22 protein-coding genes are annotated in these 24,646 nt (G+C 63.1%); 11 read left to right on the top strand and 11 right to left on the bottom strand.

The annotated features are described in order from the left end of the window. Positions 1-12 precede the first annotated feature (12 nt). The 3 genes from DX905_RS00990 to DX905_RS00980 all read left to right on the top strand — a co-directional run bounded on the left by DX905_RS00990 (position 13) and on the right by DX905_RS00980 (position 2,227). The gene (locus tag DX905_RS00990; RefSeq protein ID WP_116089669.1) at positions 13-1,350 is read left to right on the top strand and encodes a M28 family peptidase; all 1,338 of its coding nucleotides are present in this window, start codon (positions 13-15) and stop codon (positions 1,348-1,350) included. A gap of 1 nt (position 1,351) precedes the next feature. After that, positions 1,352-1,795, top strand: coding sequence for a nuclear transport factor 2 family protein (locus DX905_RS00985; RefSeq protein ID WP_116089668.1), 444 nt, complete (start codon positions 1,352-1,354; stop codon positions 1,793-1,795). A gap of 198 nt (positions 1,796-1,993) precedes the next feature. Further along, positions 1,994-2,227, top strand: coding sequence for a PspC domain-containing protein (locus tag DX905_RS00980; RefSeq protein WP_116089667.1), 234 nt, complete (start codon positions 1,994-1,996; stop codon positions 2,225-2,227). 25 nt (positions 2,228-2,252) lie between these two features. Here the strand turns inward: DX905_RS00980 and DX905_RS00975 are convergent, their stop codons facing one another. Both DX905_RS00975 and DX905_RS00970 read right to left on the bottom strand, forming a co-directional pair. After that, complete coding sequence (locus DX905_RS00975; protein WP_116089666.1) at positions 2,253-3,533, bottom strand: glycoside hydrolase family 130 protein; 1,281 nt, start codon at positions 3,531-3,533, stop codon at positions 2,253-2,255. A gap of 117 nt (positions 3,534-3,650) precedes the next feature. Next, the gene (locus DX905_RS00970; RefSeq protein ID WP_116089665.1) at positions 3,651-5,933 is read right to left on the bottom strand and encodes a glycosyltransferase family 4 protein; all 2,283 of its coding nucleotides are present in this window, start codon (positions 5,931-5,933) and stop codon (positions 3,651-3,653) included. 257 nt (positions 5,934-6,190) lie between these two features. On the opposite strand from DX905_RS00970, the gene DX905_RS00965 reads away from it, so the two are divergent. The 6 genes from DX905_RS00965 to DX905_RS00940 all read left to right on the top strand — a co-directional run bounded on the left by DX905_RS00965 (position 6,191) and on the right by DX905_RS00940 (position 13,249). Next, the gene (locus DX905_RS00965) at positions 6,191-6,427 is read left to right on the top strand and encodes a hypothetical protein (protein WP_116089664.1); all 237 of its coding nucleotides are present in this window, start codon (positions 6,191-6,193) and stop codon (positions 6,425-6,427) included. A 117-nt stretch (positions 6,428-6,544) separates the two neighbouring features. After that, on the top strand, positions 6,545-7,984 hold the full coding sequence (gene cysS, locus DX905_RS00960; protein WP_116089663.1) for a cysteine--tRNA ligase: 1,440 nt from the start codon (positions 6,545-6,547) through the stop codon (positions 7,982-7,984). A gap of 87 nt (positions 7,985-8,071) precedes the next feature. Beyond that, positions 8,072-9,445 (top strand): class II 3-deoxy-7-phosphoheptulonate synthase, encoded by a 1,374-nt coding sequence (locus DX905_RS00955; RefSeq protein WP_116092226.1) that lies wholly within the window; start codon positions 8,072-8,074, stop codon positions 9,443-9,445. Between the two features lie 219 nt (positions 9,446-9,664). Then, on the top strand, positions 9,665-11,116 hold the full coding sequence (locus DX905_RS00950; RefSeq protein WP_116092225.1) for an ATPase domain-containing protein: 1,452 nt from the start codon (positions 9,665-9,667) through the stop codon (positions 11,114-11,116). After that, positions 11,113-12,792, top strand: coding sequence for a response regulator (locus DX905_RS00945; protein ID WP_116089662.1), 1,680 nt, complete (start codon positions 11,113-11,115; stop codon positions 12,790-12,792). The genes DX905_RS00950 and DX905_RS00945 overlap by 4 nt, the downstream gene beginning before the upstream one ends. Before the next feature lie 76 nt (positions 12,793-12,868). Beyond that, positions 12,869-13,249: a hypothetical protein gene (locus tag DX905_RS00940; RefSeq protein ID WP_116089661.1), complete on the top strand. Its 381-nt coding sequence runs from the start codon at positions 12,869-12,871 to the stop codon at positions 13,247-13,249. 26 nt (positions 13,250-13,275) lie between these two features. Here DX905_RS00940 and DX905_RS00935 read toward each other — a convergent pair whose 3' ends face one another. From DX905_RS00935 to DX905_RS00910, 6 genes are all read right to left on the bottom strand, one after another. Continuing rightward, complete coding sequence (locus DX905_RS00935) at positions 13,276-14,397, bottom strand: major royal jelly family protein (protein ID WP_240320668.1); 1,122 nt, start codon at positions 14,395-14,397, stop codon at positions 13,276-13,278. Positions 14,398-14,544: 147 nt separating this feature from the next. Beyond that, a complete protein-coding gene (locus DX905_RS00930; RefSeq protein WP_116089659.1) occupies positions 14,545-15,324 on the bottom strand; it encodes an SDR family oxidoreductase in 780 nt (259 codons plus the stop codon). Between the two features lie 149 nt (positions 15,325-15,473). After that, a complete protein-coding gene (locus tag DX905_RS00925; RefSeq protein WP_116089658.1) occupies positions 15,474-17,789 on the bottom strand; it encodes a TonB-dependent receptor in 2,316 nt (771 codons plus the stop codon). Between the two features lie 189 nt (positions 17,790-17,978). Then, a complete protein-coding gene (locus DX905_RS00920) occupies positions 17,979-18,176 on the bottom strand; it encodes a hypothetical protein (protein WP_116089657.1) in 198 nt (65 codons plus the stop codon). After that, the gene (locus DX905_RS00915) at positions 18,176-18,982 is read right to left on the bottom strand and encodes a DUF72 domain-containing protein (RefSeq protein ID WP_116089656.1); all 807 of its coding nucleotides are present in this window, start codon (positions 18,980-18,982) and stop codon (positions 18,176-18,178) included. The genes DX905_RS00920 and DX905_RS00915 overlap by 1 nt, the downstream gene beginning before the upstream one ends. Continuing rightward, positions 18,979-19,950 (bottom strand): threonine ammonia-lyase, encoded by a 972-nt coding sequence (locus tag DX905_RS00910; RefSeq protein WP_116089655.1) that lies wholly within the window; start codon positions 19,948-19,950, stop codon positions 18,979-18,981. Before DX905_RS00910 ends, DX905_RS00915 begins: the two co-directional genes overlap by 4 nt. Positions 19,951-20,120: 170 nt before the next feature. On the opposite strand from DX905_RS00910, the gene DX905_RS00905 reads away from it, so the two are divergent. After that, positions 20,121-21,347, top strand: a complete 1,227-nt coding sequence (locus DX905_RS00905) for a type III PLP-dependent enzyme (protein ID WP_116089654.1) — start codon at positions 20,121-20,123, stop codon at positions 21,345-21,347. A 112-nt stretch (positions 21,348-21,459) separates the two neighbouring features. Beyond that, the gene (locus DX905_RS00900; protein WP_116089653.1) at positions 21,460-22,512 is read left to right on the top strand and encodes a 1,9-bis(guanidino)-5-aza-nonane synthase; all 1,053 of its coding nucleotides are present in this window, start codon (positions 21,460-21,462) and stop codon (positions 22,510-22,512) included. On the opposite strand, the gene DX905_RS00895 is transcribed toward DX905_RS00900, so the two are convergent. Genes DX905_RS00895 through DX905_RS00885 form a run of 3 tightly spaced genes read right to left on the bottom strand, consistent with a single transcriptional unit; the run spans position 22,509 to position 24,645 of the window. Beyond that, positions 22,509-23,363: a sulfurtransferase gene (locus DX905_RS00895; RefSeq protein ID WP_116089652.1), complete on the bottom strand. Its 855-nt coding sequence runs from the start codon at positions 23,361-23,363 to the stop codon at positions 22,509-22,511. The genes DX905_RS00900 and DX905_RS00895 overlap by 4 nt on opposite strands. Continuing rightward, positions 23,360-24,193 carry an HpcH/HpaI aldolase/citrate lyase family protein gene (locus DX905_RS00890; RefSeq protein WP_116089651.1) on the bottom strand — a complete coding sequence of 278 codons (834 nt, stop codon included), beginning with the start codon at positions 24,191-24,193 and terminating at the stop codon, positions 23,360-23,362. Before DX905_RS00890 ends, DX905_RS00895 begins: the two co-directional genes overlap by 4 nt. Further along, entirely contained in the window at positions 24,193-24,645 is a 453-nt protein-coding gene (locus DX905_RS00885; protein WP_116089650.1) for a MaoC family dehydratase, read from the bottom strand. Before DX905_RS00885 ends, DX905_RS00890 begins: the two co-directional genes overlap by 1 nt. Between the last annotated feature and the right edge of the window lies 1 nt (position 24,646).

Here is a 24,646-nt window from a genome sequence, read left to right as displayed (position 1 = left end):
TAGCCAGGACCTATGCGATCCTTGCTCCTGCCCATTGCCGCCCTTCTCTCCTCTTCCAGCTTGGCCGCTCCGCCGGCCGACCTTGGCTATGAACTGGTCGAGGGACTGACTACCGAAGTCGGCCAGCGCCTTGCCGGCACGGAAGCCGAAGCGCGAGCGCGCGCTTGGGCAGTGTCGCGGCTCAGGTCGCTCGGTTTTGCCAATGTTCGCATCGAACCGTTCGATATGCCGGTATGGGTGCGGGGCGCGGAAACGGCGGAAGTGATCGCGCCTTTCCCCCAGAAACTCGTCTTGGCGGCGCTTGGCAATAGCGGCGCCACCCCCGAGGCAGGCCTCACCGCCGAGGTGGTCGGCTTTCCCAGCCTCGACGCGCTCAAGGCGGCGCCCGACGCCCGGGTGCGCGGGAAAATTGTCTTCGTTTGGCATCGCATGACCGCAACCCAGGACGGCTCTTCTTATGGCTATTTCGGCGCTGTCCGCCGCAGCGGGCCATCGGTCGCATCAAAGAAGGGCGCGCTCGCGATCCTGATCCGTTCGATTGGCACCGACCATCATCGCGTGCCCCATACGGGCGTACAAACGTGGAGCGATGGCGCGCAGCCGATCCCGGCAGCCGCGCTATCCGTACCCGATGCCGATCAGCTCGAGCGCATCCTGTCTCGCGGCAAGCCGGTGACCATCCATCTCGTGCTGACCCCGCGCATGACTGGCACGCATCAGTCAGGCAACGTCATCGCCGAAGTACCCGGGCGCGATGCGGGTGCTGGCGTCGTGCTGATCGGCGGCCATCTCGACAGCTGGGATCTTGGGACCGGCGCCATCGACGATGCCGCCGGCATTGCCATCACCACCGCGGCCGCCAAACGCATTCTCGACGGGTCCAAGCCGAAACGCACGATCCGGCTGGTATGGTTCGGCGCGGAAGAACCGGGCGGGTTCGGCGGTGACGCCTATGCCAGGGCCCATGATCGCGAAAAACACGCGCTGACCGCCGAGGCGGATTTCGGCGGCGATCGGGTATGGAGTTTCCGGGCAAGCCTTGCCGATCCGAAAGGGGCGTTGACGGCAGAACTAACCAACGTTTTGGGTGGCTTCGGGGTCGGGCCGGGCGCTGGCGCAGCGCATGGCGGTACGGACATTGGCCCAATGGTTCAGCGCGGCACGCCCGTGATCGACCTGGAGCAGGACGGAACCCGCTATTTCGATATCCACCACACTGCCGATGATACACTCGACAAGATTGACCGCGCTCAACTCAATCAGGCGATCGACGCCTGGTCGGCGATGCTGCGGGTCGTGGCCGATACCGACGATCCTTTAACGCCGCTGCCGCCGCGTGAGGGTCATTGATATGCGCAATATGGTCCTATTCGCCGCGTCCATCCTGACGCTAGGTGCGCCCGCCGTGGGCCAGACGCCCGCCGAAAACGCTGAGATCCGCGCCGCAGCGCAAGCGTTTGACGACGCCCAGCTCCACGGCGACCGTGCCGTGCTGGAACGGATGCTCGCGCCTGATTTCCTGCTTGTCCGCGGCTCCGGCCGGATCGGCGGCAAGGCCGATTTCATCGCAGGGTTCACCGACCCCAAATCGCATCTCGAACCATTCGAGATTACCGACCGGCTATTCATTCGCCCGTCGGCCGATACGGCGATCGTTGGCGGCGAAGCACGCGTGCGCGGCACCGACAATGGCAAACCTTTCGCGGAGCATTTCCGATACTCGGACACCTTCGCCAGGCGTGATGAACGCTGGATCGTGGTCTACACGCAGGTCACTCCCCTCCCCGCGCCGTAAGCGACTGTCCATAATCGGTCACCTGTCGATCGAGATCGGGCAATCTCGAATTGGCAAATTTTGCCACATATTGGCGTCCTCCTGCCGAGCGGCAGCGCTTCACACGCTATTCATGCCCTTGAGCCGACTTGGCACGGTGTCTGCAATGCTCGCAGTGACGCGGGGAGGCAGGCTCTTCGCCAAGGTACGGAACGACACATGACCACCCAGACCGCCCCCCAGCATGATAACCTCCTCGGCATTTGCCATGCGCTCGGCGAAACGTTCGGTTTCAACCCGATCGTCCTGCGGCTGGCCTTTCTGGTCGGCCTCGTGCTCGCACCCGAAGGCAGCATGATCGCCTATGGCGTCGCCGGCGTGGCCGTGCTGGCATCCAAGCTCCTGACCCGCAGCAGCAGCAAGCGGCCGGTGCAGGTCCTCACGCACGCCTGACGGCGTGCGCCGGCGGCACAGCCGGTCAGCGCATCGCCGCGAGGAGGCTCGCAATCGACACGAAGGCGAACGCGACCGAACTGTCTGCCACCCCGTAGGGCAGGAAGATGAGGTCGCCGTGGCGCATGCCGCCGCAGCTATAGACCACGTTGGGGACATAGCCTTCGCGATCCTCGTCCGCCGGCGATAGCAAAGGCTGGCTCATGCGCCCGATCAACTTGGACGGGTCGTTCTTGTCGAGCAGCACGGCGCCGACCGAATATTTGCGCATCGCGCCGACGCCATGGGTCAGCAGCAGCCAGCCTTCGTCGAGCTCGATCGGCGAGCCGCAATTGCCGAGCTGGACCATTTCCCAAGTATATTTAGGCGTCAGCAGCAATTGCCCCTCGCCCCAGAAATCGAGGCGGTCGGAGCGAAGCAGGAAGACATTCTCGCCATCCTGTCTGCCGATCATCATATATTCGCCGCCGATCTTGCGCGGGAATAACGCCATGCCTTTGTTGCGCGCCGCAGGTCCGCCCATCGGCGACAGGGTGAACGTCCGGAAGTCACGCGTGCGCAACAATTCCGAGCGGATCGCCGCGCCATTATAGGCGGTATAGGTGCCGATCCACTCCTGGCTGCCGTCCTCGTGCATGAATTCCACGAGCCGCATGTCCTCCAGACCCTTCGACTGGGCCGCCGTCATGGGGAACAGCACCGTCCCCGAGAGCGAGCTGTCGGCGTGGCGATGGACCTCGATCGCTCCATTACCTACCTCGCCCGCCCCGTCGGCCGCGGTGGCGAATGGCGGCTCGGGCATCAATTCGACGGTTGGGCCTGGGCCAAGAATGCCCTCGCGAAACGAGACCGAAGAGATATGTCCCTCGCCCACTGCTCGCAGCGACATGGCGATGCGGACGGCGCCGCTCGACAGCCCGCTCTGGTCCGGATGAGCGACGACGCTGGGGTTCATCAGCGCGGCCGCAGCGTAGCTATATTCGTGACAGAAATAAGCGCCGATCAGCTGCTGTTTGATCTCGGATATCTCAGCAGAGTTCAGGCCGAGTGCCTGCTCGATCTGCACGTAGCGTCCCATGAACACGGAACGTGTCTGCCAGTGACGCGCTTCGAAATCGCGAAGCACCAGTTCCAGCTCGATCTCGGCCATTTCTTCGTCGAGCGCTAAAACCGAATCCACGATACGGCGGACGCGCCCTGGCCGTCCGGCAGTGGATGCGGCTTCGATCGGAATATGGAAGGGACGCACCACCACACGGGCAGGGTCGGCCGACAGGCGCAACGGAGCGTGAATTACATCGAGCAAGCGGCACCCCGGCGATTGTCATGACGGCAAGTCGCCGGAACCCCCCGGCATAATGGCCTTATCTCGACACCTAGCGGGCAAATAAAGCCCTATTCGACAACGGCTCGCCGCATCGGCTCAGGCGCGAAGGTTGTTTTGCACTTCGCTCGGTCGCGCATCGGCGGTGGTAGCCGCCTTCGACATTGCTGCGCAGGTGAACTGAAAGGCGAGGATCGATTCAGCGCCCTGGTTGAGATTGACACGATCGCTCATCAGACCGTCGAAGCAGCCACCGTCCGCAACCGTGGCAATCGGCAGATTGAGATCATTCTCACCCAGATACCAGCCGTGGGCGCGCCACGCCGCATCCAGCCAGCGTGCCTGACCAGTCAGCTGATATGCGAACATCATGGCGTCGACCGTGGCCCAAGCCTCCAGGGGCTGCTGATCGAACGGCAGTGGATCCGCATAGGGACGACCGAAGCTGTCGGAACCGACGGCGCGGAACTGGCCATCGCTGTTGGTCTGGTGATCGTCCAGCCACGCCAGCGCCGCCAAACCTTCCTCGACCATCTCCGCGTCGTCCAGAATATCGCCGGCACGCAGCAATGCCTCGGGCAGACGTGCATTATCGTAGGCAAGCACGGCTTCGAACCAGGTCCAGCCCTCGCGCCGCTCCCGGCGTAGTTCCTCAAGCAGGCGGCGGCCATATTCGCGTACCAGCTGGCGCGCGATCGGATGGTCGCGATGCTGGCGGAGCACCGCATCGGCGCCCAACAAAGCGAACGCCCACGTACGCGGGCTGCCGAGCTCTAACGAATGAGGCGCGACCTGGTTGAACAGGTTGAGCGCCCACCGCCGCATATTGGGATTGCGCGCCTCGGCGGCAGTTGCACCGATCGCCCAAAGCGAGCGGCCGAAACTGTCCTCGGAGCCTTCCGCCTCCAGCCACTGGCGATCAAAGCCCATGAAATTGCGAAAGCGACCGAGCTCGCCGTTCCAGGCATGCTGAACGAAAGCGCCATAAACGGTTGCCAAACGATCGGCACGCTCCTCATCCGGCCCCTCTATCCGATGCATGAGCATCAGCGCGCGGCAATTGTCGTCGACGCAATAACCGTGGTTGCGATCAGGGACCGCATAATTGGAATGTTGGATCATGCCGGTCGCATCGGTCATGCGCTCGACCGCTTCGAGCCGCGGATGGATCGCGATACGGGCCAGCGCACGCGCCGGCCGCTGGATGCGCACCGGCCGCTTGGCCACCGCTTCCTCGCAAATGGCGATATAGGCCTCGGCCAGAGCGCTCCACAGCATCGACCGGCCAGCAGAGTAAGCGCGGTTTGCCATGTCTGCGAGCCGCACCGGATCATCCAACAACGTGATGATCTCTTCCGAGAAACGCCGGCTATCGCCGAACGGAACCAGGATTCCCGTGCCTCCGGCAAGCAACTCGGCCGCATGCCAATATGGCGTCGATACAACCGGCTTTCCGAGCGCGACCGAGTAAGACAATGTCCCGCTCGTGATCTGTGCTTCGGTCAGATAAGGCGTGACGTAAACATCGGCTGCCTGGAGATAATCCAGCAGCGCTTCCTGATCGAGGAAGCCGTCGATGAACCTGATCGACTCCGCGACGCCGAGGTCTTCCGCGAGCGCCATCAGGCTCTCGCGATACGCCTCGCCCTCGCGGGCGACGAGGTGGGGATGCGTAGCTCCCAGAACGACATAAAGCGCCTCGGGATGCGCCGCGACAATCGCCGGCATGGCCCGGATCATCGTCTCGATGCCCTTATTGGGCGACAGCAGGCCAAACGTGAGCAGCACGCGCTTTCCGATAAAACCGAACCGCGACTGCATACTTGCGGGCGAGACGAACGGGCGGTCGGGAACGCCGTGGGGTACCACCGCAATCTGATGCGCGGCGATGCCATGGACGCGCATCAGGATCTCGCGGCCCTTTTGCGCCATCACGATCAGCTTGGAGGCGCGTCGCGCCAGTGCTTCGATGACGGCGCGTTGGTCGGCATTGGGCTGTTCCAACACGGTATGCAACGTGACCACCACCGGCGCCTCGACGCGGTCAAGCAGGCGCAAAAGCAGCGCGCCGGACGCTCCACCGAAAATTCCATATTCGTGCTGAACTAAAATGACGTCGGCGCGGCTGTCATTAATGCGTTGCGCCGCAGCACGGTAATCGGAAAGCTCCTCCTGGCGGATGGAGCAGGTGACCTCTTCGCCATAGGCATAAGACCCACCGGGGTCAGTCATGGCATAAAGGTCGAGCTCGACCTTGGGAAAAGATGCGTGAAGAGCCTTGGCTACGTCACGTGTAAAGGTAGCAATTCCGCACAGGCGTGGAGGGCTGTTGCCGATCAATGCAATCCGCTTGATCCTGGTAACACCTGTCGTCGCTACCATCTTTTCCTCATTCCGTTGTGCCGCTCTACCGCTTCTGCCGCGCGCGATCCGGACAAAACCGCGCTCATCAGGTGGTGTTTATGAACAAATCTTCAACTGCCAAAAGGTTGCGCATTTGATGCTGCGGCGCAACAAAATACGGTCAAGCGAGTTGGGGGTGCGCTAAATTCGGCGTTGACGGGCAAAACTCGTAGGCTAATGGAGCGAACGGGACGGCATTCGGGCCGGGCCCGAAATAATTACGTGGAGCAGTTCGGATGAAGAAGGTTGTCTTTGTTCTCGCCGCTGCCGGCCTGATGTCTCTGGCCGCATGCAGCAAGCAAACCCCGGCGGAAAACGCGACCGACGCGACCGCCAACGCCCTCGACAACGCGGGTGAGAATCTTGAGGACCTGGCCGACAACGCGTCGACTGACGCGGCTGCTGCCTCGCTCGACAATGCTGCTGACAATGCGCATGACGCGGCTGACGCCGTCGAAGACAACAAGCAGTAATCCGCGCCGTCTTCGGGCGGTTAAGGAATAAGGAGCGGGCGTCCGATATCGGGCGCCCGTTTTCTTTTGCGCCTGCGCGGGATGACGCGCGCGAGGCCACACGCTAACGATCCCGCAATGACCGCAAGCCAGCTTACCCTGTTCAACAGCCTGACACGCAGCCTCGAACCGTTTACGCCGGGCGACGGTGTGACCGCGCGCGTCTATAGCTGCGGGCCCACCGTCTATAATTTCGCGCACCTCGGTAATTTGCGCGCTTATGTCTTCACCGATACTTTGCGGCGCACGCTTGCCTGGAAAGGCTATCCGGTGCGCCATGTGATCAACATCACCGACGTCGGCCACCTCACGTCGGATGCGGATGCGGGCGAAGACAAGATGGAGCTGGCCGCGGCCGGGCTCGGCAAGGATATCTGGGAGGTTGCCGCCTTCTATACCGCCGCCTTCAAGCGCAACCTCGCCGATCTCAACATCCTCGACCCGAGTTTATGGTCGGTTGCCACCGACCATATCGCCGACATGATCGCATTCGCCGAGAAGATCGCGCCGGCGCATTGCTATGAAATCGAGAGCGGCCTCTATTTCGACGTAAAGACCGTGCCGGATTACGGCCTGCTCGCACGCGCCGTCTCGGACGAGGGTGAGAGTCGGATCGATCCGGTGTCCGGCAAGCGCAACCCCCAGGATTTCGCGATTTGGCGCAAATCGCCGCCCGGGGAGCAGCGTCAAATGGAATGGGATTCGCCGTGGGGCCGCGGCGCGCCCGGTTGGCATCTCGAATGTTCGGTGATGAGCCTCAAATATCTGGGGCCCGAGCCGTTCGACATTCATACTGGCGGCATCGATCATCGCGAGATCCACCACCCCAACGAAATTGCGCAAAACCAGGCTTATTGCGGTTGCACCACCGAGCAGCCCGGTTTCACCGGCGCGCGCTTCTGGATGCACAATAATTTCCTGGTCGATCGCGGCGGCAAGATGTCTAAGTCCGCCGGCGGTTTCACCACATTGCAGTCGCTCATCGACGCCGGTGTCCATCCCCTCGCCTATCGCCTGTTATGCCTGTCGGCGCATTACAGGTCCGAACTGGAATTCAGCGCGGATGCGGTCGCGGCCGCCCTTACCCGCCTCAAGCGCCTTGTCATGACGGTCGGAAAGCTCGGCGTGGAGGATGGCGATGCCGATCCAGCCTATCTCGCTTGCCTCGACGCGGCGCTGTCGGACGATTTGAACACACCAATGGCCTTGGTCGCGCTTGACGAGCTGCTTGCCGACAAGCGGCTATCGCCGGCCGACAGGCGAGCGACGATCGCCGCATTCGATACGACGCTCGGCCTGCGGCTGCGTGACATCGCACGCGGCGAGCTACGCATTGCACCAGCGGAGGCCGCGCTTGCCCCCGAGGCGATCGAAGCGCAGCTCGACGAACGGCAGCAGGCGCGCGCTGCCAAGGATTTCGCGCGTTCGGACGCCATCCGCGACGCGCTCATAGCGGCGGGCGTCGACGTGATGGATGGTGATCCGCTGCGTTGGGAATGGCGGGTGACCCTGCGATAGCCCAACCCAGTCTGCGCCGGCCCCAAGCAGGCTTATCCTTGCCATTGCGCGTCCCATCCGCGAAATGCGGCGCGAGGAACATTGATCATGGCGACGAACTGGACTCCCGAAAGCTGGCGTGCGCACGAGGCGCGGCAGCTCCCGACCTACCCCGATCCGCAGGCTTTGGCCGCGGCCGAAGCGGAACTCGGTCATTACCCGCCACTGGTATTTGCAGGTGAAGCGCGCGCATTGACCGCCGATCTGGCGCAGGTCGCCGCCGGCAAGGCGTTTCTGCTCCAGGGTGGCGATTGCGCGGAGAGCTTTGCCGAATTCCATCCCAACAATATCCGCGATACGTTTCGCGTCATCCTGCAGATGGCGGTGGTGCTGACCTACGCGTCGAAGCTGCCGGTGGTGAAGGTCGGCCGCATGGCGGGCCAGTTCGCCAAGCCGCGTTCTTCCGACATGGAGGAAATAAACGGCGTCAGCCTTCCTTCTTATCGTGGCGATAACGTCAACGACATCGCCTTCACGCCGGAAAGCCGTGCGCCCAATCCGGAGCGGATGGTCAAAGCCTACAGCCAGTCGGCAGCGACGCTTAATCTGCTGCGGGCGTTTGCTCAGGGCGGCTATGCCAATCTCCAGCAGGTTCACGCCTGGACGCTCGATTTTATGGGACGCTCGGCCTGGGCGGCGCAATATCAGCAGCTGGCGGATCGCATCGGCGAGGCATTGAGCTTCATGGCCGCATGCGGGGTAAATCCGGAAACGGTCCCGCAATTGCGCGCGACCAGCTTCTACACCAGCCATGAAGCTTTGCTGCTGCAGTATGAGCAGGCCCTGACCCGTCAGGACAGCCTGACCGGCGATTGGTACGATACCAGTGCGCACATGTTGTGGATCGGCGATCGCACGCGCTTCCTGGGGTCCGCCCATGTCGAATATCTGCGCGGGGTCGGAAACCCGATCGGCATCAAATGCGGCCCGAGCCTGGATCCTGACGTGCTGCTGCGCCTGCTCGATACGCTCGATCCGGCGCGCCAGCCCGGCCGCATCACGCTCATCACGCGTTACGGCTACGACAAGATTGAGGCAGGGCTGCCCGCGCTGGTACGCGCCGTGAAGCGCGAGGGCCGGCCGGTCGTGTGGAGCTGCGATCCGATGCACGGCAACGTCGTAAAGGCGGCCAACGGCTACAAGACGCGGCCGTTCGAGCGGATATTGGCAGAAGTGCGCGGCTTCTTCGCGGTCCATCGCGCCGAAGGCACCCATGGCGGCGGCATCCATGCCGAGATGACCGGCCAGAATGTCACCGAATGCACGGGCGGTGCGATCGCGGTAACCGAACAAGGCTTGGCGGATCGCTACCACACGCATTGCGACCCGCGCCTCAATGCGAGCCAAAGTATCGAATTGGCGTTCCTGCTCGCCGAAATGCTCAACCAGGAAATGCGCGAGCGGGAAAAAGCGGCCGCTTGATTGGCACGCTAAGGGGAGCCGTTTCTTCCCTGTATAGGCAAAAGCGACAAATTAAACGCACGTGATAGTGCGGCCGGGCAGTCATGAGTTGATCGACGTCAATTGCTCGAAATGGCCTGTTTCCCTATCGGTATGAACCTCTCGCGAGAGCGCGCGTTCACCAAGCGATTTTTTTAGGAGTATCGGTTGACTGAGGCACCCAACCAGGCGCTCTTTGGCATTGCAGGGCTGGACGATATCACTCGCGGATTGGCGCGTGCGCGGCTATTCCTGCTGGAAGGTTCGCCTGGCACCGGTAAGACGACGATCGCGACGCAGTGGCTGATTTCGGGCGCCGCAGCCGGCGAACGTACGCTCTATATCACGCTGTCCGAAACCGAGGTTGAGTTTCGCGCCGGCGCCGCCTCGCACGGCTGGCCGCTCGATGGCGTTGAGATTTTCGAACTGATCCCTCCCGAAAGCCTGCTCGACGAGGACCAGCAGCAAAGCCTGCTCTACTCCTCGGACTTGGAACTGGGCGAAACTACCAAGCGCATCTTCGAGCGGTTCGAGGCGCTGAAGCCGCAGCGGGTGGTAATCGACAGCCTTTCCGAAATCCGCCTGCTGGCGCAGAGCTCGCTCCGCTATCGACGGCAGATCCTCGCCCTTAAGCATTATTTCTCACGCCACGATGCCACCGTGCTCATGCTTGACGACATGACCGCCGAGGCGACGGACCGGACAATGCACAGCATCGCCCACGGCGTCTTTCGTCTTGAGGAGCTTTCCCCGGATTACGGCGCCGAGCGGCGGCGCATGCGCGTCGTTAAATATCGCGGACAGAAATATCGCGGTGGTTACCACGATTTCGTAATCGACACTGGCGGGGTGCGGGTTTTCCCAAGATTGGTATCGGCCGAGCACAAGACCGATTTCTCCCGTGAGCCGCTTGGCAGCCATTTACCCCAGCTCGATGCATTGCTCGGCGGGGGGATCGAACGCGGATCGAGCGTGCTGATCCTTGGACCGGCGGGGACTGGCAAATCGCTGCTGACATTGACGTTCATATCCGCCGCGATCGCCCGCGGGGAGCGCGCGGCGATGTTCGTCTTCGACGAAGAACTGGGGGTATTGTTCGCTCGCGCGAAGAGCATGGGTGTCGACCTTCAAGCGCTCGTCGACGCCGATAAGCTGGTCATCGAGCAGGTCGATGCGGCCGAGCTCAGTCCCGGCGAGTTTTCGGAGCGCGTGCGCCGCTGCGTGGAAGTATATGAAGCGCGCACGCTCGTGATCGACAGCCTCAATGGCTATCAGGCAGCCATGCCCGCCGAGCAGGCGCTGGTGCTGCATATGCACGAGCTGTTGCAATATCTGAACCGACAGGGGGTTTCGACCTTCCTGACCGTAGCTCAGCACGGGCTGGTCGGGGACATGCGAGCCCCCGTCGACGTTACCTATCTGGCCGATACGGTCATCCTGCTCCGCTATTTCGAAGCACAAGGACGGGTGCGCCGCGCCATATCGGTCATCAAGAAGCGCACTGGGGCCCATGAGGACACGATCCGCGAATATCGCATCGACAATCACGGCGTGACGTTGGGCGAGCCTCTCATTGGGTTTCAGGGCGTTTTGCGCGGCGTGCCGACGCTCGTCGAAACCGGCACGCGTTTACTCGAGGCGGATGAGGATTGATCCCGCATCTTTCCGAACGCGCTTTGATCCTGGCACCGCAGGGACGCGACGCGGGCATCGCTGCGGCGATGCTGGCGGAGAAGGGATTTGCCAGCATCGTCTGCAGCTCGGTCACCATGCTGCTCGACGAACTGAAGGCCGGTGCCGGCTTTGGCGTGATTACCGAAGAAGCGTTGAGGGACGCTGATCTCAACGCTTTGTCGCAGTGGATCCAGACACAACCCGAATGGTCGGATTTTCCTTTCATTCTGCTGACGGTGCGTGGCGGCGGGCTCGAACGTAATCCGGCGGCCGGCCGCTATCTGGATATGCTCGGCAACGTCACGTTCCTGGAGCGTCCGTTTCACCCCACGACGTTGATCAGCCTGGCGCAAGCAGCGCGGCGCGGCCGCCAGCGGCAATATGATGCGCGGGCACGACTTGAGGAATTACATTCGCTTGCCGCCGATCTTGAACGGCGCGTCGAGGAGCGGACGCGCGAGCGCGAACAGGCGGTCGAGCAGTTGCACGAAGCACAGAAGCTGGAGACGCTGGGCCAGCTGACCGGCGGCGTGGCGCATGATTTCAACAACCTGCTGACGCCGATCATCGGAGCGCTCGATCTGCTCCAGCACAAGGTCGCCGGCAATGACGCCCGCATCGACCGGTTGATCGGCCATGCCCTGCAATCCGGCGAGCGAGCCAAGACGCTGGTGCAGCGGCTGCTGGGCTTCGCACGCCGCCAGGTACTGCAAACCGACGCGGTCGATGTCGGCGAGCTGCTGAACGGCATGCGCGACCTGATCGTCAGCTCGGTTGGGCCCACGATCGAGCTGCGCTTGCATTGCGCTGCGGATCTGCCGCGTGCGCTGGCCGATCCCAATCAACTCGAGCTGGCGCTTCTCAACCTGTGCGTCAACGCGCGCGACGCAATGCCCGAGGGAGGAGTGCTGACGGTCGCTTGTGATCAGGCGCTGGTGAGCCCCGGCGAAGACGCAAAGCTCGCGCCTGGCCTGTATGTCCGGCTTTCCGTGATCGACTCCGGTGAGGGCATGGACGGGCCGACGCTGGCACGCGCGGTCGAACCCTTCTTCTCGACCAAGGAGACGGGCCGCGGCACCGGACTCGGCCTGTCGATGGTGCACGGTCTCGCCGGACAGCTCAACGGGGCGTTCACCCTATCCAGCAGCCCAGGCAACGGAACCCGCGCCGATCTTTACTTGCCCATTACGCACCAGCCGCGCCGCGCCGATCAGGCCCGTGGCGGCGGCCGCCCTGCCCCACAAAACCAGCTCATGACGATCCTGTTCGTCGATGACGAAGAGTTGGTCCGCAAGGGTACGGCCGAAATGATGCGGGACCTCGGCCACGAGGTGATCGAGGCCGCCGGAGGCGAGGAAGCGCTCGCCAAGCTCGAAACGGGTCTGGAGGTCGACGCCGTCATTACCGACTATAAGATGCCTCGTATGGATGGCGGCGAACTGGCGCGCCGGATCCGCCGCGACCGGCCCGGACTGCCGATCCTGCTGGTCACCGGTTATACCGGCGTGGCCGAACCGGTGCTGGGCCTGCCGCGTCTCAACAAGCCGTTTGGGTTGCTCGAGCTGGCCGAGGCATTGAACGAGCTGGGCAATGGCGAAAACGAGGACAATGTCGTACCGTTACACGGCCATCGCGAGCGACGTGGACCGCGTTGAACAATCGACCTGCTGTCGCGTCGTTCAGCGGCGCGACAGGCGCAGCGGTCTTATGATGATGCGAAAGAGGGTTATCATGAAGACCATTGCTGTCGCCGCGCTCGCCATCTTTGTGGCCGCGCCATGTCTCGCTCAGGCAGTCGCGACCGAGGCGCCCTTCTTCTCAGGCACCATTCCCGCCGATCCGTCGCTGCCCGGTACCGTCCGCCTGACGCCGGAGCAGCGCGAAGCGGCGTTGGAATATGGCGCAACCCACCCGCAGCATTCGCTGGATGGCGCCACTGCGCCGGACGGCCGCATCCATGGCGAGATGGGTGTGGAAATCGGCACGGGCGGCTATCGATCGACCTATGGAACCGCCGTAGTTCCGCTTGGCGATACGGGCTCGGCCGCCTTCTCGTTCGAAAGTGAGCGCGCCCGGTATCGGCGGCGCGGCTATCAGACGGATCGTCGCTGACGAGGCGCAGCCATACGCGGCGGGGCTCAATTCAAAGCGTCGGGCTGGAAGGCGAACAAGGCGGTGCGCACGGAGGGCGGCGCACCTGGCTTGAACCACATCGTATCCTGAATGTGACTGGCGGTGACATAGATGCGTCCGTCGGCGTCCTCGGCGAAGGTGTCTGGCCAACGCAGCCGGCGATCGGTCAACACATGTTCGACCTTGAACTTGTTGAGCCGTGTGATCGAATAGTCCGTCGGCGAGGTCAGGTAGAGCACCCCGGCCTTGCTCATCCACAGGCCGTCCGCCACATGGGTCGTGGCGACGTTCCTGACCGCTGCGGCGCGAACGGCTTCGGTGATATCCTGCTGGAGCTTGGCGGTTTCGATCGCGTAGAGAGTGCTCCCCGTAAGCGCCTGATAATACAGAATCCTACCGTCGTTGGAGAGAGCGATGCCGTCCGCCGAGAACATAGGCTGGCGACCGTCCGGGCGGACCAATTGCCGTCCGTCGATGATCACATTGACGCTCTTGTCGACCTGCGTGGAGGCGTGGCCGTCGAGCGTGCGCCAGCTTTTCCCACCGACCAGGTCGACGACGATGATCGCACCCCGCGTTCCGCTGTCTGTGATGTAGGCAAGCTTCCCGTCAGGCGAGAAGCGTATATCGTTCAAATAGCTACCCTGGAGGGCAACATCCTCCGGCACGGGGATCACCTTGGTGACGCGATCGCTCGCCAGTTCGATCTTCACCAGCTTCGGCGCCCCCGGCAGGATTTTCTCGTTGCCGGGCGCTCCGGGGTCGAGGACCCATAGATTGCCATGGCCATCCGGCACGACCGACTGAACGCACACGAAATAGTCGCTGACGGGCAGCTCCGCCGCCTTGGCATTGCGCCAGCTGTTCCATTTCTCATCGGGATATGGTCGCAGCGATCCGTCGGGCATCAGCTCGGCGACCGAAATCGGCGCGTCATCGGTCCAGCGAGGAAAGTTGACGAAGCGGCGGCCGTCCTGCGTGACCGCGACACCTGTGACCTGATGATCGAACTGCGCCAACCGTTCCAGCGGACCACGCGCCCGCGCCAGTGCGGCCCTGCCGGCAAAGCCGCCCGCGATTGCCAGCCCAACACCCAGTCCGCCCAGGACCCACAGGCTCTTCCTCATGATCATGGCTCCTTCGCTGTCCCACCGACACACAATCGACGCTCGGATAGAACACGGTGACTGCCGATCAGTTCAAAGAAAGTGCCTGATTCACGTATGTTAGCGCGCTGCAGCCGCGCCGGGTACCTGACCGTCGACGCTGTTTCATCAGAGCACGCCGGGAAACGCGCCGCCGTCGAGCAGAATATTCTGTCCGGTGATGTAACCTGCATGAACCGAGCATAGGAACGCACAGACGGCGCCGAATTCGTCGGGCTTTCCCAGCCTTTTCGCGGGTATCGCCTCCATCCGCCGCGCGGCAACATCTTCGACCCTGTCGCCTGTCTCCGCCGCTCGCTTCGTATCGAGCGTGTGGATCCGCGCCGTGTCGAACGCACCCGGCAAGAGGCCGTTGATGGTGACATTGGCATAGGCGACCTGACGTGCGACCCCCGCGAGGAATCCAGTGAGGCCCAGCCGCGCGCCGCTCGACAGATCGAGACCGGGCAGCGGCATCTTAACCGATCCGGAGGTGATATTGACGATCCGCCCGAAGCGCCGCTCGACCATGGCGGGGATCACCGCCTGCGCCAGCGCTATCGGCGTCAGCATATTCGCCTCGATCCCAGCAAGCAGCTGATCGTGGCCGAGGGTCGCGAAGTCGGCGGCTGGCGGGCCGCCATTATTGTTGACGAGAATGTCGATGCTCCCGGCAGCGGCGAGCAAGGCCGCGCGGCCACTCTCCGTTCCGACATCCGCTACGACCGGGATGACCTCTGCCCCCGTCGCGGCCGTAATTTCACGCGCAACCTGGTTGAGCCGCCCTTCCTCTCTGCCGTTGATGACGACCCGCACGCCTTCAGCAGCCAGCGCCTCCGCACAGCCGCGACCAAGACCCTGGCTCGAAGCGCACACCAATGCCGTTCTGCCCGCAATCCCCAGATCCATAACGATCTCCCGCTCGTATCCCCTGTCCCCCTACAACAGGTCCCCTGCCCGCGCGCGCTCGACCTTCTGACGTACCCGGCCGGAACGAAAGCGGGCGGCGGCTCCGAAGTGCCACCGCCCGTAATGTCACGCCAAGCGGCGAGGACAGTTCAGAACTTGCCGGACACCGAGACGCCGATGACGCGCGGATCGTTATAGACCGCCGCCATGTAATTCTCGATCACGCCCTTGAGGTTCTTCTCGTTGGTGATGTTGCGCGCGAAGATTGCGATCTCGTACGCGCCATCGTTGCCGCTGTACCCGATCTTGGCGCCGCCCTCGAAATTGCCCTTCGAGGTGAACTCCTTGGTCTTGTACAGGACGTAGCTGGTATAGCCCTGCACGTTCCAGTCGGTCGCGACGAACAGCTTGCCGCTCTCGCTTAGCGGCATGTCATAGCGTGCGGCAAAGTTGAGGTTGTATTTCGGCGCCTGCGGCAGCGGGTTGCCGTTGATCTGCGCGAAATAGGTCGTGCCAGTACCCGTGCCGCGGGTGAAGAGCGGATCCCCGACCGTGCAGACCAACACGCCGTTCAGGCTGCACGCCTGCGCATAGACATTCTTGTCGTCGATGCGCGTGTGCAGGTAGCTCGCGCCGGCGGTCAGCGTCAGGTTGCGAACCGGGCGCAGCTCGATATCGCCCTCCAGGCCATAGGCCTTCGCCTTATCCGCGTTGAACAGCACGCCGTTGCCGTTGCTGTCATTGCCGTTCAGCTGGATGTCCTTGACCGTATAGGCGAAAGCGGTTGCATTCAGGCGCAGGCGATTGTCCCACAGGCTGCTCTTGAAGCCGGCTTCGAACGATGTGTTCTTTTCCGAATTAGCCGTGGTGAAATCGGCGTTGAATACAGCCGAACGGCCTTGGATCGTCGGCCCGCGGAAGCCGCGTGCCGCCCGCGCGTAAACGCTCACATTCGGATCGATCTGGTAGAGCAGGCTTGCATCCCAGCTCGGCTCCTTGTCCGACAGCCGTACGTAGCGGCGGCCGGCATAAGTAACCGCTCCGGCAGCCGTATCGGCGGTCTTGAGCAGACGCGTACTCTTGGTGTCCTTGGTCTCGCGCGCGCCGGCGGTGACGGTCAGCTTGTCGGTGATGTCATAGCTGACCTGGCCGAAGATGCCCCACGACGTGTTAATGTCGTGCAACCGCACCCAATTGTTCGGGTTGCGCGCGGCGGTCGTCAGGAAATAGCCGCGCTGGTAGAAATCGGTCGTGTCGCGGCTGTCGAAATAGATGCCCCCGACCTGCCATTTGAAGCGATCCTGGCCATTGCTGGCGAGGCGTACTTCCTGTGTCCACTGATCGAGGTCGCGGATCTGGCCCTGGGATTCGCCGAAGCCGTTGGCCACGCCATTGAACGGGAAGTTTGCCGCCGCACCGCCGTCCGTGTCGCCACGGCTGTAGCCGGATGTGGTCTCGTAGCCGGTGATCGACGTCAAAGTGGCGAAGTCGAAGTCGTACGACACATGCGCCGACGCGCCATAGGTCTTATAGGCCTGCGGGTTGTTCTGCGCTTCGTCGTACGAAACCTCGTCGCGCGGGCCGACCGGCTTGTTGGAGCCCTTCTTGATGTAGCCGCGCTCGAACAAGGTGGCAGTACCGTCATAGTCGCGGGCATGGCCGGACAGCAGGACCGAGAGCTTGTCCGTCGGCGTGAACAGCAATTGCAGCCGCACGTCCTTCTCGTTGAAGCCGCCCATCGTGTTCTTCTTGGGCGTCACGGTGCCGTCGGCGCTGGTGCCCGTGAAGGTGTTGTCGACGTAGTCGTCGCGATGCTGGTACAAAGCCGACAGCCGGAAGGCGACCTTGTCGGCTACGATCGGACCGCCGACGCCACCGTCGAACGTGATCGTGTTGAAGCTGCCATAGGAGGCCTGAGCCTGGCCCTGCAGCGTCTGGGTCGGACGATTGGTGTCGAACTTGATAATGCCCGCGGTCGTGTTGCGCCCGAACAGCGAGCCTTGAGGGCCGCGCAGCACTTCGACCTGGCCCACATCGAACACCGGATTCGACTTCAGCACGACATGCTCCAGCACGATATCGTCCTGTATGATCGACACCGGCTGCGACGCGCCGAGATAGAAATCGATGTTGCCGAGACCGCGAATGTAAAAGCGCGGGAAGATGCGGCCGGTGGTCGATTCCACATAGAGGCTGGGCACGCGGCCGGAGAGCGAGAGCAAGGTGTCGTCGCCACCGGCGGTAAAGGTGCGCTGATCCGCGCCGCTGATCACGCCGACCGAAACCGGCACGTTCTGCAAATTCTCCGACCGGCGTTGGGCGGTGACGACCACTTCGCCAAGATCGTCGCTCGACGCGGCGGCGGTCGCAGCAGGTGCGTCCTGCGCGATTGCGGCGGTCGCGCACAAAATGGCGCCGATCGATGCGCCCCATGCGAACGCGGATTTCTTACCAACGAAGCTCAACTAAATTCCCCTTGCGGTCATGGTGGATGGCCGGATGCGCACGCGCAGCCGCCCGGATGATACCGATCCTCTCGATTATCATTGGGCCGACCCTGCCGGTTCTTGCCCGTCGTGGCCGTAGGAGGCGATTATGGCGCGTCCGTGACAGCAGGCGGCGCTTTCGCCGGAAAGCCGACGGACCGCAACCCTTTAGCCTTCGAGGAAATCCAGATAGGCGACCACGTCGTTGCTGGTCTGGAGGTAAAGTCCTGCCTGAAGCTCCTCGGGCTGCGCGGCAGCAGCGGCCAATGCCTCAGCCAGCGAACCGTATAGCAACGTAATCGCTGCCCCGCCCTCCTCATCGAGGTGGTAGAGCCTGACCGCCACGTCATCCGAGACGGTGCGCATCAGGCTTGTCCGAGCCGCTCGATCAGGCCCATTGCGGCCGCCGGAGCACGTACCTTGGCGCCGTTGATCATGAAGATGAAGACATCACGGGCGCCGCCCGCGTTCGTGCCCGGCGGGTCGATATAGGCGTAGCCCTCCGGCGCGGCGCCCGCCGCCCATGCCCTGGCGGTTTCGGCCCAACGATCGAGGGCCGCGGGGGCATAGCCGGTCGGTTCTTCCTCCCGCTGATTCTGAAGGCGGGCATAGACGAAGTCGCCCGTAATATCGGCAAATTGCGGATATTTGTCCTCGTCGTCGGCAAAGACGATGGCCACCCCCGCCTTGCGCGCCATTTCCACCAGCGCCGGGCTACGGAAACTCTCATGACGCGGTTCGATCGCGTGGCGCAGGGGAACGCCGCCGACGCTCTTCGGCAGCATGTCCAAGAAGCCCGCAATGTCATCGGGATCGAATTGTTTCGTGCCGGCAAGCTGCCACAGGATGGGGCCGAGTTTGGGACCGAGCTCAACCAAACCCTGGTTGATGAACTTGTCGATCGATTCCGCGCCCTCGCACAGCACACGCCGGTTCACACAGAAACGCGAGGCCTTGATCGCGAACACGAAACCGTCCGGCGTGCGCTTCGCCCAATCTGCCCAGGTGGCCGGCTTCTGCGTCGAATAGAAGGTGCCATTGATCTCGATCGCGGTCACATGGGTAGAGGCATATTCCAGCTCGCGAGCCTTGGGCCAACCGGCCGGGTAGAAGGAGCCGCGCCAAGGCTCGAATGTCCAGCCGCCGATCCCGACCCTGATGCGCCCGCTCATACTTCCCCTCCTATCACCGCCGCATAGGCCGATGGATCGACATTCGATCCTGAGCAGACGATGATTGTGTCGCCGCCAATCTCCGGCAGTCTGCCTGCGAGCCACGCCGCGAGCGCGACCGCCCCACCCGGCTCGACCACCAATCCTATCCCGAACGCATATCGCATCGCCGCGTGCACTTCCGCTTCGCTGACGGATACCCCAAGCGCGCCAGCCTCCACCAGCGCAGCGAACGTCAAGTCTGCGACCCGCCTGGTCTGCAGGGCGTCGCAGGAGGTGAACGGCGCATCTGCCGGCACTTCGACAATCCCGCCCAAGGCAAGCGACCGCCCCATATCGTCCCAGCCCTCGGGCTCTGCGACGATGATCTGCGCCTCGGGCAGGGCCACGGCGATCCCGGCGGCAAGGCCGCCGCCACCGCAGGGAATGACGATCCGCGCGGGGCCGCGACCGAGCTGTTGCGCGATTTCGATCCCTGCCGTCCCCTGCCCCTCAATCACGTCGACATCGTCGAATGAGGGCACCAGCACCGCACCGCGTTCGGCCGCGATCGCCGCGGCGATCTGTTCCCGGCTCTCATTATGGCGGTCATAGCGGACGATCTCCGCGCCCAGCGCCCGCGTGGCGTTAAGCTTCACCGCTGGAGCATCGCCCGGCATGACGATCGTGGCGGGCATGCCCAGCATGAGCGCTGCCCGTGCCACGCCCTGTGCATGATTGCCTGACGAGAAGGCGACCACGCCCGCAACGCGCTCCTCGACGCTCATTTGCGCCAGCCGATTATAAGCGCCGCGCAGTTTGAAGGCGCCGCCGAGCTGGAGCGATTCGGCCTTGATCCACAGTCGGCCACTACCCTCGGGCACGGGCAAAAGTGGCGTGCGTGTTACGGTTTCACCGATACGCTCCGCCGCAGCGAGGACGCCCGCGCGGGACGGCGTCCTGCTTTCATTATGGCTCTGAAAATTCACGCTTTATCCTGTCAGCTCGGAACGGTTTAAATTGTCGTGCGATTGCAACTTTACATGGGGGGACCCCCCTCCTATGTAGCGCCTCCGCTGCCCCATGGGACTTCCACCGCAAGGCAGTTTTTTTCAACTGTAGACCGCAGGTTCGCTTGCGGCACTGGAGGTCCCTTGAATTGCACAAGCAACATAACGCGCTGGGGCTAGCTGCCACCCCGAACAAGGCTGTCAGCAGCCTTGATATCGCCAACGGGCGCCCGGTCCAGCCGGTAACGCTCATTCGTCCGCACGCTGCCCAGCGCGCGGCGCGCTTCTTCGTCGAGAAGTTTAACGGCCGGTCGCTTTATGCGGTCAAGGCCAACCCCTCGCCCGAGCTGATCCAGCTCTTGTGGGAAAGCGGGATCACGCATTTCGATGTCGCATCGATTGCGGAAGTGCGCTTGGTCGCGCGGATCGCGCCCCGGGCGACGCTTTGCTTCATGCACCCGGTCAAGGCCGAGGAAGCGATCCGCGAGGCTTATTTCGATCATGGCGTGCGCACCTTCTCGCTCGACTCGCTCGAGGAGCTGGAAAAGATCATGCGCGCCACCGGCCAGGCGACCGACCTGACCTTGTGCGTGCGGCTGCGAGTGCCCTCCGATTATGCCAAGCTCAGCCTTGCATCGAAGTTCGGCGCCGAACCGGCCGAGGTGAAGGCGCTGCTGTTCGCCGCCCGTCAGGCGGCCGACGCGCTCGGCATCTGTTTCCATGTCGGCAGCCAGACCATGTCGCCCTCGGCCTACATCAACGCGCTCGGCCGGGTGCGCAACGCCATCGTCGAGGCGGCGGTCACGGTTGACGTGATCGACGTCGGCGGCGGCTTCCCGTCCATCTATCCTGGTATGGAGCCGGCGCCGCTGGAGGCCTATTTCGACGCCATTCACGCTGCGTTCGAAGCGCTGCCGATTTCCTATTCGGCCGAATTGTGGGCCGAGCCCGGCCGCGCATTGTGCGCTGAATATGCCAGCCTGCTGGTGCGGGTCGAGAAGCGTCGCGGCGACCAGCTCTACATCAACGACGGTGCTTATGGCGCCTTGTTCGATGCGGCGCATGTCGCGTGGCGTTTCCCGGTCGAGCTGGTGCGGGAGGAAGCTTCCGGCACCAAGGACATGGCGTTCAGCTTCTACGGCCCGACCTGCGACGATATCGATCATATGGTCGGCCCGTTCATGCTGCCAGCTGACGTTCAGGCCGGCGACTATATCGAGATCGGCATGCTCGGCGCTTACGGTTGCGCGATGCGGACCGGCTTCAACGGTTTCACCGCCGGGGAAACCGTCATCATGGACAATGAGCCGATGGCGAGCGCCTATGTTCAGGCTGTGCCGGAGCAGGCTCGTCCGTCGAACGTCGTCACGCTGTAACAACCCACGGTAATGAGGTTTCGAAGGCCGGGCGGACAACCGCTTGGCCTTCGTTTTCGGGTTTCCGCGTCCCCACAACGACGCCGGTTCATATGTGCACGGGGATATTCCCATGACCGACTTGACTGTAAACGACACCCGCAAGGCCGAGCTTCTGTCCACCACCGTCGAGCATATCGACATTCGCAGCTATGACGCGCGGCCGATCATCGACGCCATGGGCAAGATGAGCTTCACCAGCCGCGATCTCGCGCGCGCAACCGGCATCTACAACCAGATGCTCGCCGACAAGGATTGCACAATCTTCCTCGTGATCGCGGGCTCGACCTCGGCCGGTGGCTGCATGGACGCTTATGCCGAGCTGGTGCGCTCCAACATGGTCGATGGCATCATCGCCACCGGCGCGTCGATCGTCGACATGGACTTCTTCGAAGGGCTTGGCCACAAGCATTATCAAGCGCTTGAAATTCCTGACGATGATACGCTGCGCTCGCTGCTGATCGACCGGATCTACGACACCTATATCGACGAGGAAGAGCTTCAGCACGTCGATCATACGATCTTCGAGATCGCCGAGACGCTGGAGCCCAAGGCCTATTCTTCGCGCGCCTTCATCCGCGAGATGGGCAAATATCTGGTTGAACATGGCAAGAAGGAGAACAGCCTGGTCAAGCTCGCTTATGAGCATGACGTGCCGATCTTCTGCCCGGCCTTCACCGACTCTTCGGCGGGCTTCGGTCTCGTCAAGCATCAGGTCGATTCGATGAAGGCGGGCAAGCCCTACCTGACGATCGATTCGATCGCCGACTTCCGCGAACTGACCGACATCAAGATCAAGGCGGGCATCACGGGCCTGCTCATGATTGGCGGCGGCGTGCCCAAGAATTTCGTGCAGGACACGGTCGTCTGCGCGGAGATTCTCGGCCATGACGACGTTCAGGTGCACAAATACGCAGTGCAGATCACGGTCGCCGACGTGCGCGACGGCGCTTGCTCGTCCTCGACGCTGCAGGAAGCCGCGAGCTGGGGCAAGGTGAACACGGGCATCGAGCAGATGGTGTTTGCGGAAGCCGGTTCCGTGGTGCCGTTGCTGGCGTCCGACGCCTATCATCGCGGCCACTGGAAGGATCGCGCCAAGCGCGGCTGGGCCAAGCTGTTCGACTAATCCGAACCGGAGGCAATGGAGCGAGTGGTATCGCTGGTCCACTCGCTCCATGAGCCGGGATAAAGGCGCGAGCCGGTAAGCCCGGCAACTTCCATCGCCAGCAGGTTATGCGTGGCCGTTACGCCGGATCCGCATTGATGCACTACCTGCTCCGGCGAAATCCCTCCCAGCACAGCCCTGAAGTCGCGCGCCAGCTCGGCCGCGGGCTTGAACGTGCCTTCGGCGGTCAGATTTCGCTGGAAGGGGCGGTTGGCCGCGCCGGGAATATGGCCCGAAGCATCATCAAGCGGATGCGGCGCGCCGGCAAAACGCTCGGCCGTGCGCGCGTCCACGATCAGGAAGTTTCCGCTCTCGAGGTTGGCTTCCACCGCAGCGACATCTACCGCAGCCACGGCGGGTTCCGGCGACATCTCGAAATCGCCCCGGCCAACCGGTTCATCGCCGGAAGCGAGCGCCAGGCCGGCGCCGGTCCACGCCGCCAAGCCTCCGTCGAGCACCGCCACATCCCGGTGACCAAGCCAGCGCAACATCCACCACAGCCGCGACGCATAAAAGCCGCCGGACGTGTCATAGCTCACCACCTGCACGCCACGGCTCAAGCCGAGCTCGGCCATGCGAGCGGCGAACTCGGCCCGCTCCGGAAGAGGATGCCGGCCGTTGCCGCCGTCGGGGGTGCCGGAGAGATCGCGATCCAGATCGAGATACAAAGCGCCGGGAATATGGCCGCTCAGATAGCCGACGCGGCCGGCGTCTACATCGCTAAGATCGAAACGACAGTCGAATACCAACACCTTCTGCTGTTCGACCAGCGGCGCCAGACAGGCAGCATCGATCAGGGTCTGGTAGGTCAAGCACCCTCCCCCGCCCGCGCCAGCACGCGCCGCGCCTGCGCCAGATGCGGTGCGTCTACCATCTTCCCGTCGACCGCCAGCACGCCAGCTTCCGGTTCGGCCGCAAAGGCCGCAACGATCGCACGCGCCGCTGCGACCTCGGCATCGCCGGGCGTGAAAGCCTGGTTGATCACCCTCACCTGATCGGGATGGATCGCCATCATGCCGGTGAAGCCGTCGCGCGCGCCGCGTTCGGCATAGGCGGCAAGACCGTCGAGATCACGAAAGGCAGGGTAGACCGTCTCGATTGCCGCCACGCCGGCGGAATGAGCAGCGAATAGTGCCAGAGAGCGCACCGTCTCGATCGGCGCGGTGTAACGCCCGTCCGGCTCGCGCGCGGTGGTCGCACCAATGGCGGCGGGCAAATCCTCGGCACCCCAGGTGAGGCCAAACAGGCGGTCGACGACATCCCGATAGCTGCCGAGCGCGAATATCGCCGATGGCGTTTCCGTCGCGATCGGCAGGATGGGGAGGCCGGTCCAATTGGCCAAAGCCCGGATGCTTGCCGCGCCTTCCGCCTTGGGCAGCATGATTGCGTCCGCGTGCGTTGCCCTGATCGCTGCGAGATCGTCGTCGATATAGGGGCTGCCCAACGGGTTGATCCGCACCAGCAGCGGTATGAAGCGATCCCGCTGCAGGAAAGACGTCACGGCCAAGCGGGCCTCCGCCTTGCGTGCTGGCGCGACTGCATCCTCGAGGTCGAGGATCAGCGCATCGGCACCCGAGCTCAACGCCTTTTCCATGCGGTCTGGCCGGTCGCCCGGCACGAACAGCAACGAACGTAGGCGCATCAAGCAGCCTTCCCCTGGATCAGCGCCATACGCAGGCAGGAGCACACCACTTCGTCACGCTGATTGACCGCGCGATGCTGAAAGGTGACGATCCCGGCACCGGGACGGGACTTGCTCGCCTTGAGCTCGGCCACCTCGGTCTCGACCCGCAACGTGTCGCCCAGGAAGACCGGCTTGGGCATGACGAGCTTGTCGTAACCGAGATTGGCAAGCAGTGTTCCCAAGGTGGTTTCGCCCACCGACAGGCCGATCATCAAGGCGAAGGTGAAGGTCCCGTTGACCAGGATCTGGCCGAATTCGCTCGCCTTGGCTGCCTCGGCATCGATGTGCAGCGGCTGCGGGTTATGGGTCAGTGTCGAGAAGAGCAGATTGTCGGTTTCGGTCACGGTCCGTCGGATCGGATGCTCGATCCGGTCGCCAACCTGCCATTCGCCGAAAAACCTGCCCGCCATG

The sequence above is a fragment of the Sphingomonas crusticola genome (assembly GCF_003391115.1).
GTDB classification, from domain to species: Bacteria; Pseudomonadota; Alphaproteobacteria; order Sphingomonadales; family Sphingomonadaceae; genus Sphingomonas_I; species Sphingomonas_I crusticola.
Note: the sequence above shows the minus strand (reverse complement) of the source record. Positions and strands in the feature narration are given on the sequence as shown.

What these genes read in the sequence shown, in the direction of transcription:
- DX905_RS00980 (WP_116089667.1), top strand. Translation starts at nt 1,994, where the DNA reads ATGACCACCCAGACCGCCCCCCAGCATGATAACCTCCTCGGCATTTGC.
- DX905_RS00985 (WP_116089668.1), top strand. Translation starts at nt 1,352, where the DNA reads ATGCGCAATATGGTCCTATTCGCCGCGTCCATCCTGACGCTAGGTGCG.
- DX905_RS00965 (WP_116089664.1), top strand. Translation starts at nt 6,191, where the DNA reads ATGAAGAAGGTTGTCTTTGTTCTCGCCGCTGCCGGCCTGATGTCTCTG.
- DX905_RS00900 (WP_116089653.1), top strand. Translation starts at nt 21,460, where the DNA reads ATGACCGACTTGACTGTAAACGACACCCGCAAGGCCGAGCTTCTGTCC.
- DX905_RS00990 (WP_116089669.1), top strand. Translation starts at nt 13, where the DNA reads ATGCGATCCTTGCTCCTGCCCATTGCCGCCCTTCTCTCCTCTTCCAGC.
- DX905_RS00955 (WP_116092226.1), top strand. Translation starts at nt 8,072, where the DNA reads ATGGCGACGAACTGGACTCCCGAAAGCTGGCGTGCGCACGAGGCGCGG.
- DX905_RS00920 (WP_116089657.1), bottom strand. Translation starts at nt 18,176, where the DNA reads ATGCGCACCGTCTCGGATGACGTGGCGGTCAGGCTCTACCACCTCGAT.
- cysS (WP_116089663.1), top strand. Translation starts at nt 6,545, where the DNA reads ATGACCGCAAGCCAGCTTACCCTGTTCAACAGCCTGACACGCAGCCTC.
- DX905_RS00970 (WP_116089665.1), bottom strand. Translation starts at nt 5,933, where the DNA reads ATGGTAGCGACGACAGGTGTTACCAGGATCAAGCGGATTGCATTGATC.
- DX905_RS00935 (WP_240320668.1), bottom strand. Translation starts at nt 14,397, where the DNA reads ATGAGGAAGAGCCTGTGGGTCCTGGGCGGACTGGGTGTTGGGCTGGCA.
- DX905_RS00940 (WP_116089661.1), top strand. Translation starts at nt 12,869, where the DNA reads ATGAAGACCATTGCTGTCGCCGCGCTCGCCATCTTTGTGGCCGCGCCA.
- DX905_RS00885 (WP_116089650.1), bottom strand. Translation starts at nt 24,645, where the DNA reads ATGGCGGGCAGGTTTTTCGGCGAATGGCAGGTTGGCGACCGGATCGAG.
- DX905_RS00915 (WP_116089656.1), bottom strand. Translation starts at nt 18,982, where the DNA reads ATGAGCGGGCGCATCAGGGTCGGGATCGGCGGCTGGACATTCGAGCCT.
- DX905_RS00930 (WP_116089659.1), bottom strand. Translation starts at nt 15,324, where the DNA reads ATGGATCTGGGGATTGCGGGCAGAACGGCATTGGTGTGCGCTTCGAGC.
- DX905_RS00890 (WP_116089651.1), bottom strand. Translation starts at nt 24,193, where the DNA reads ATGCGCCTACGTTCGTTGCTGTTCGTGCCGGGCGACCGGCCAGACCGC.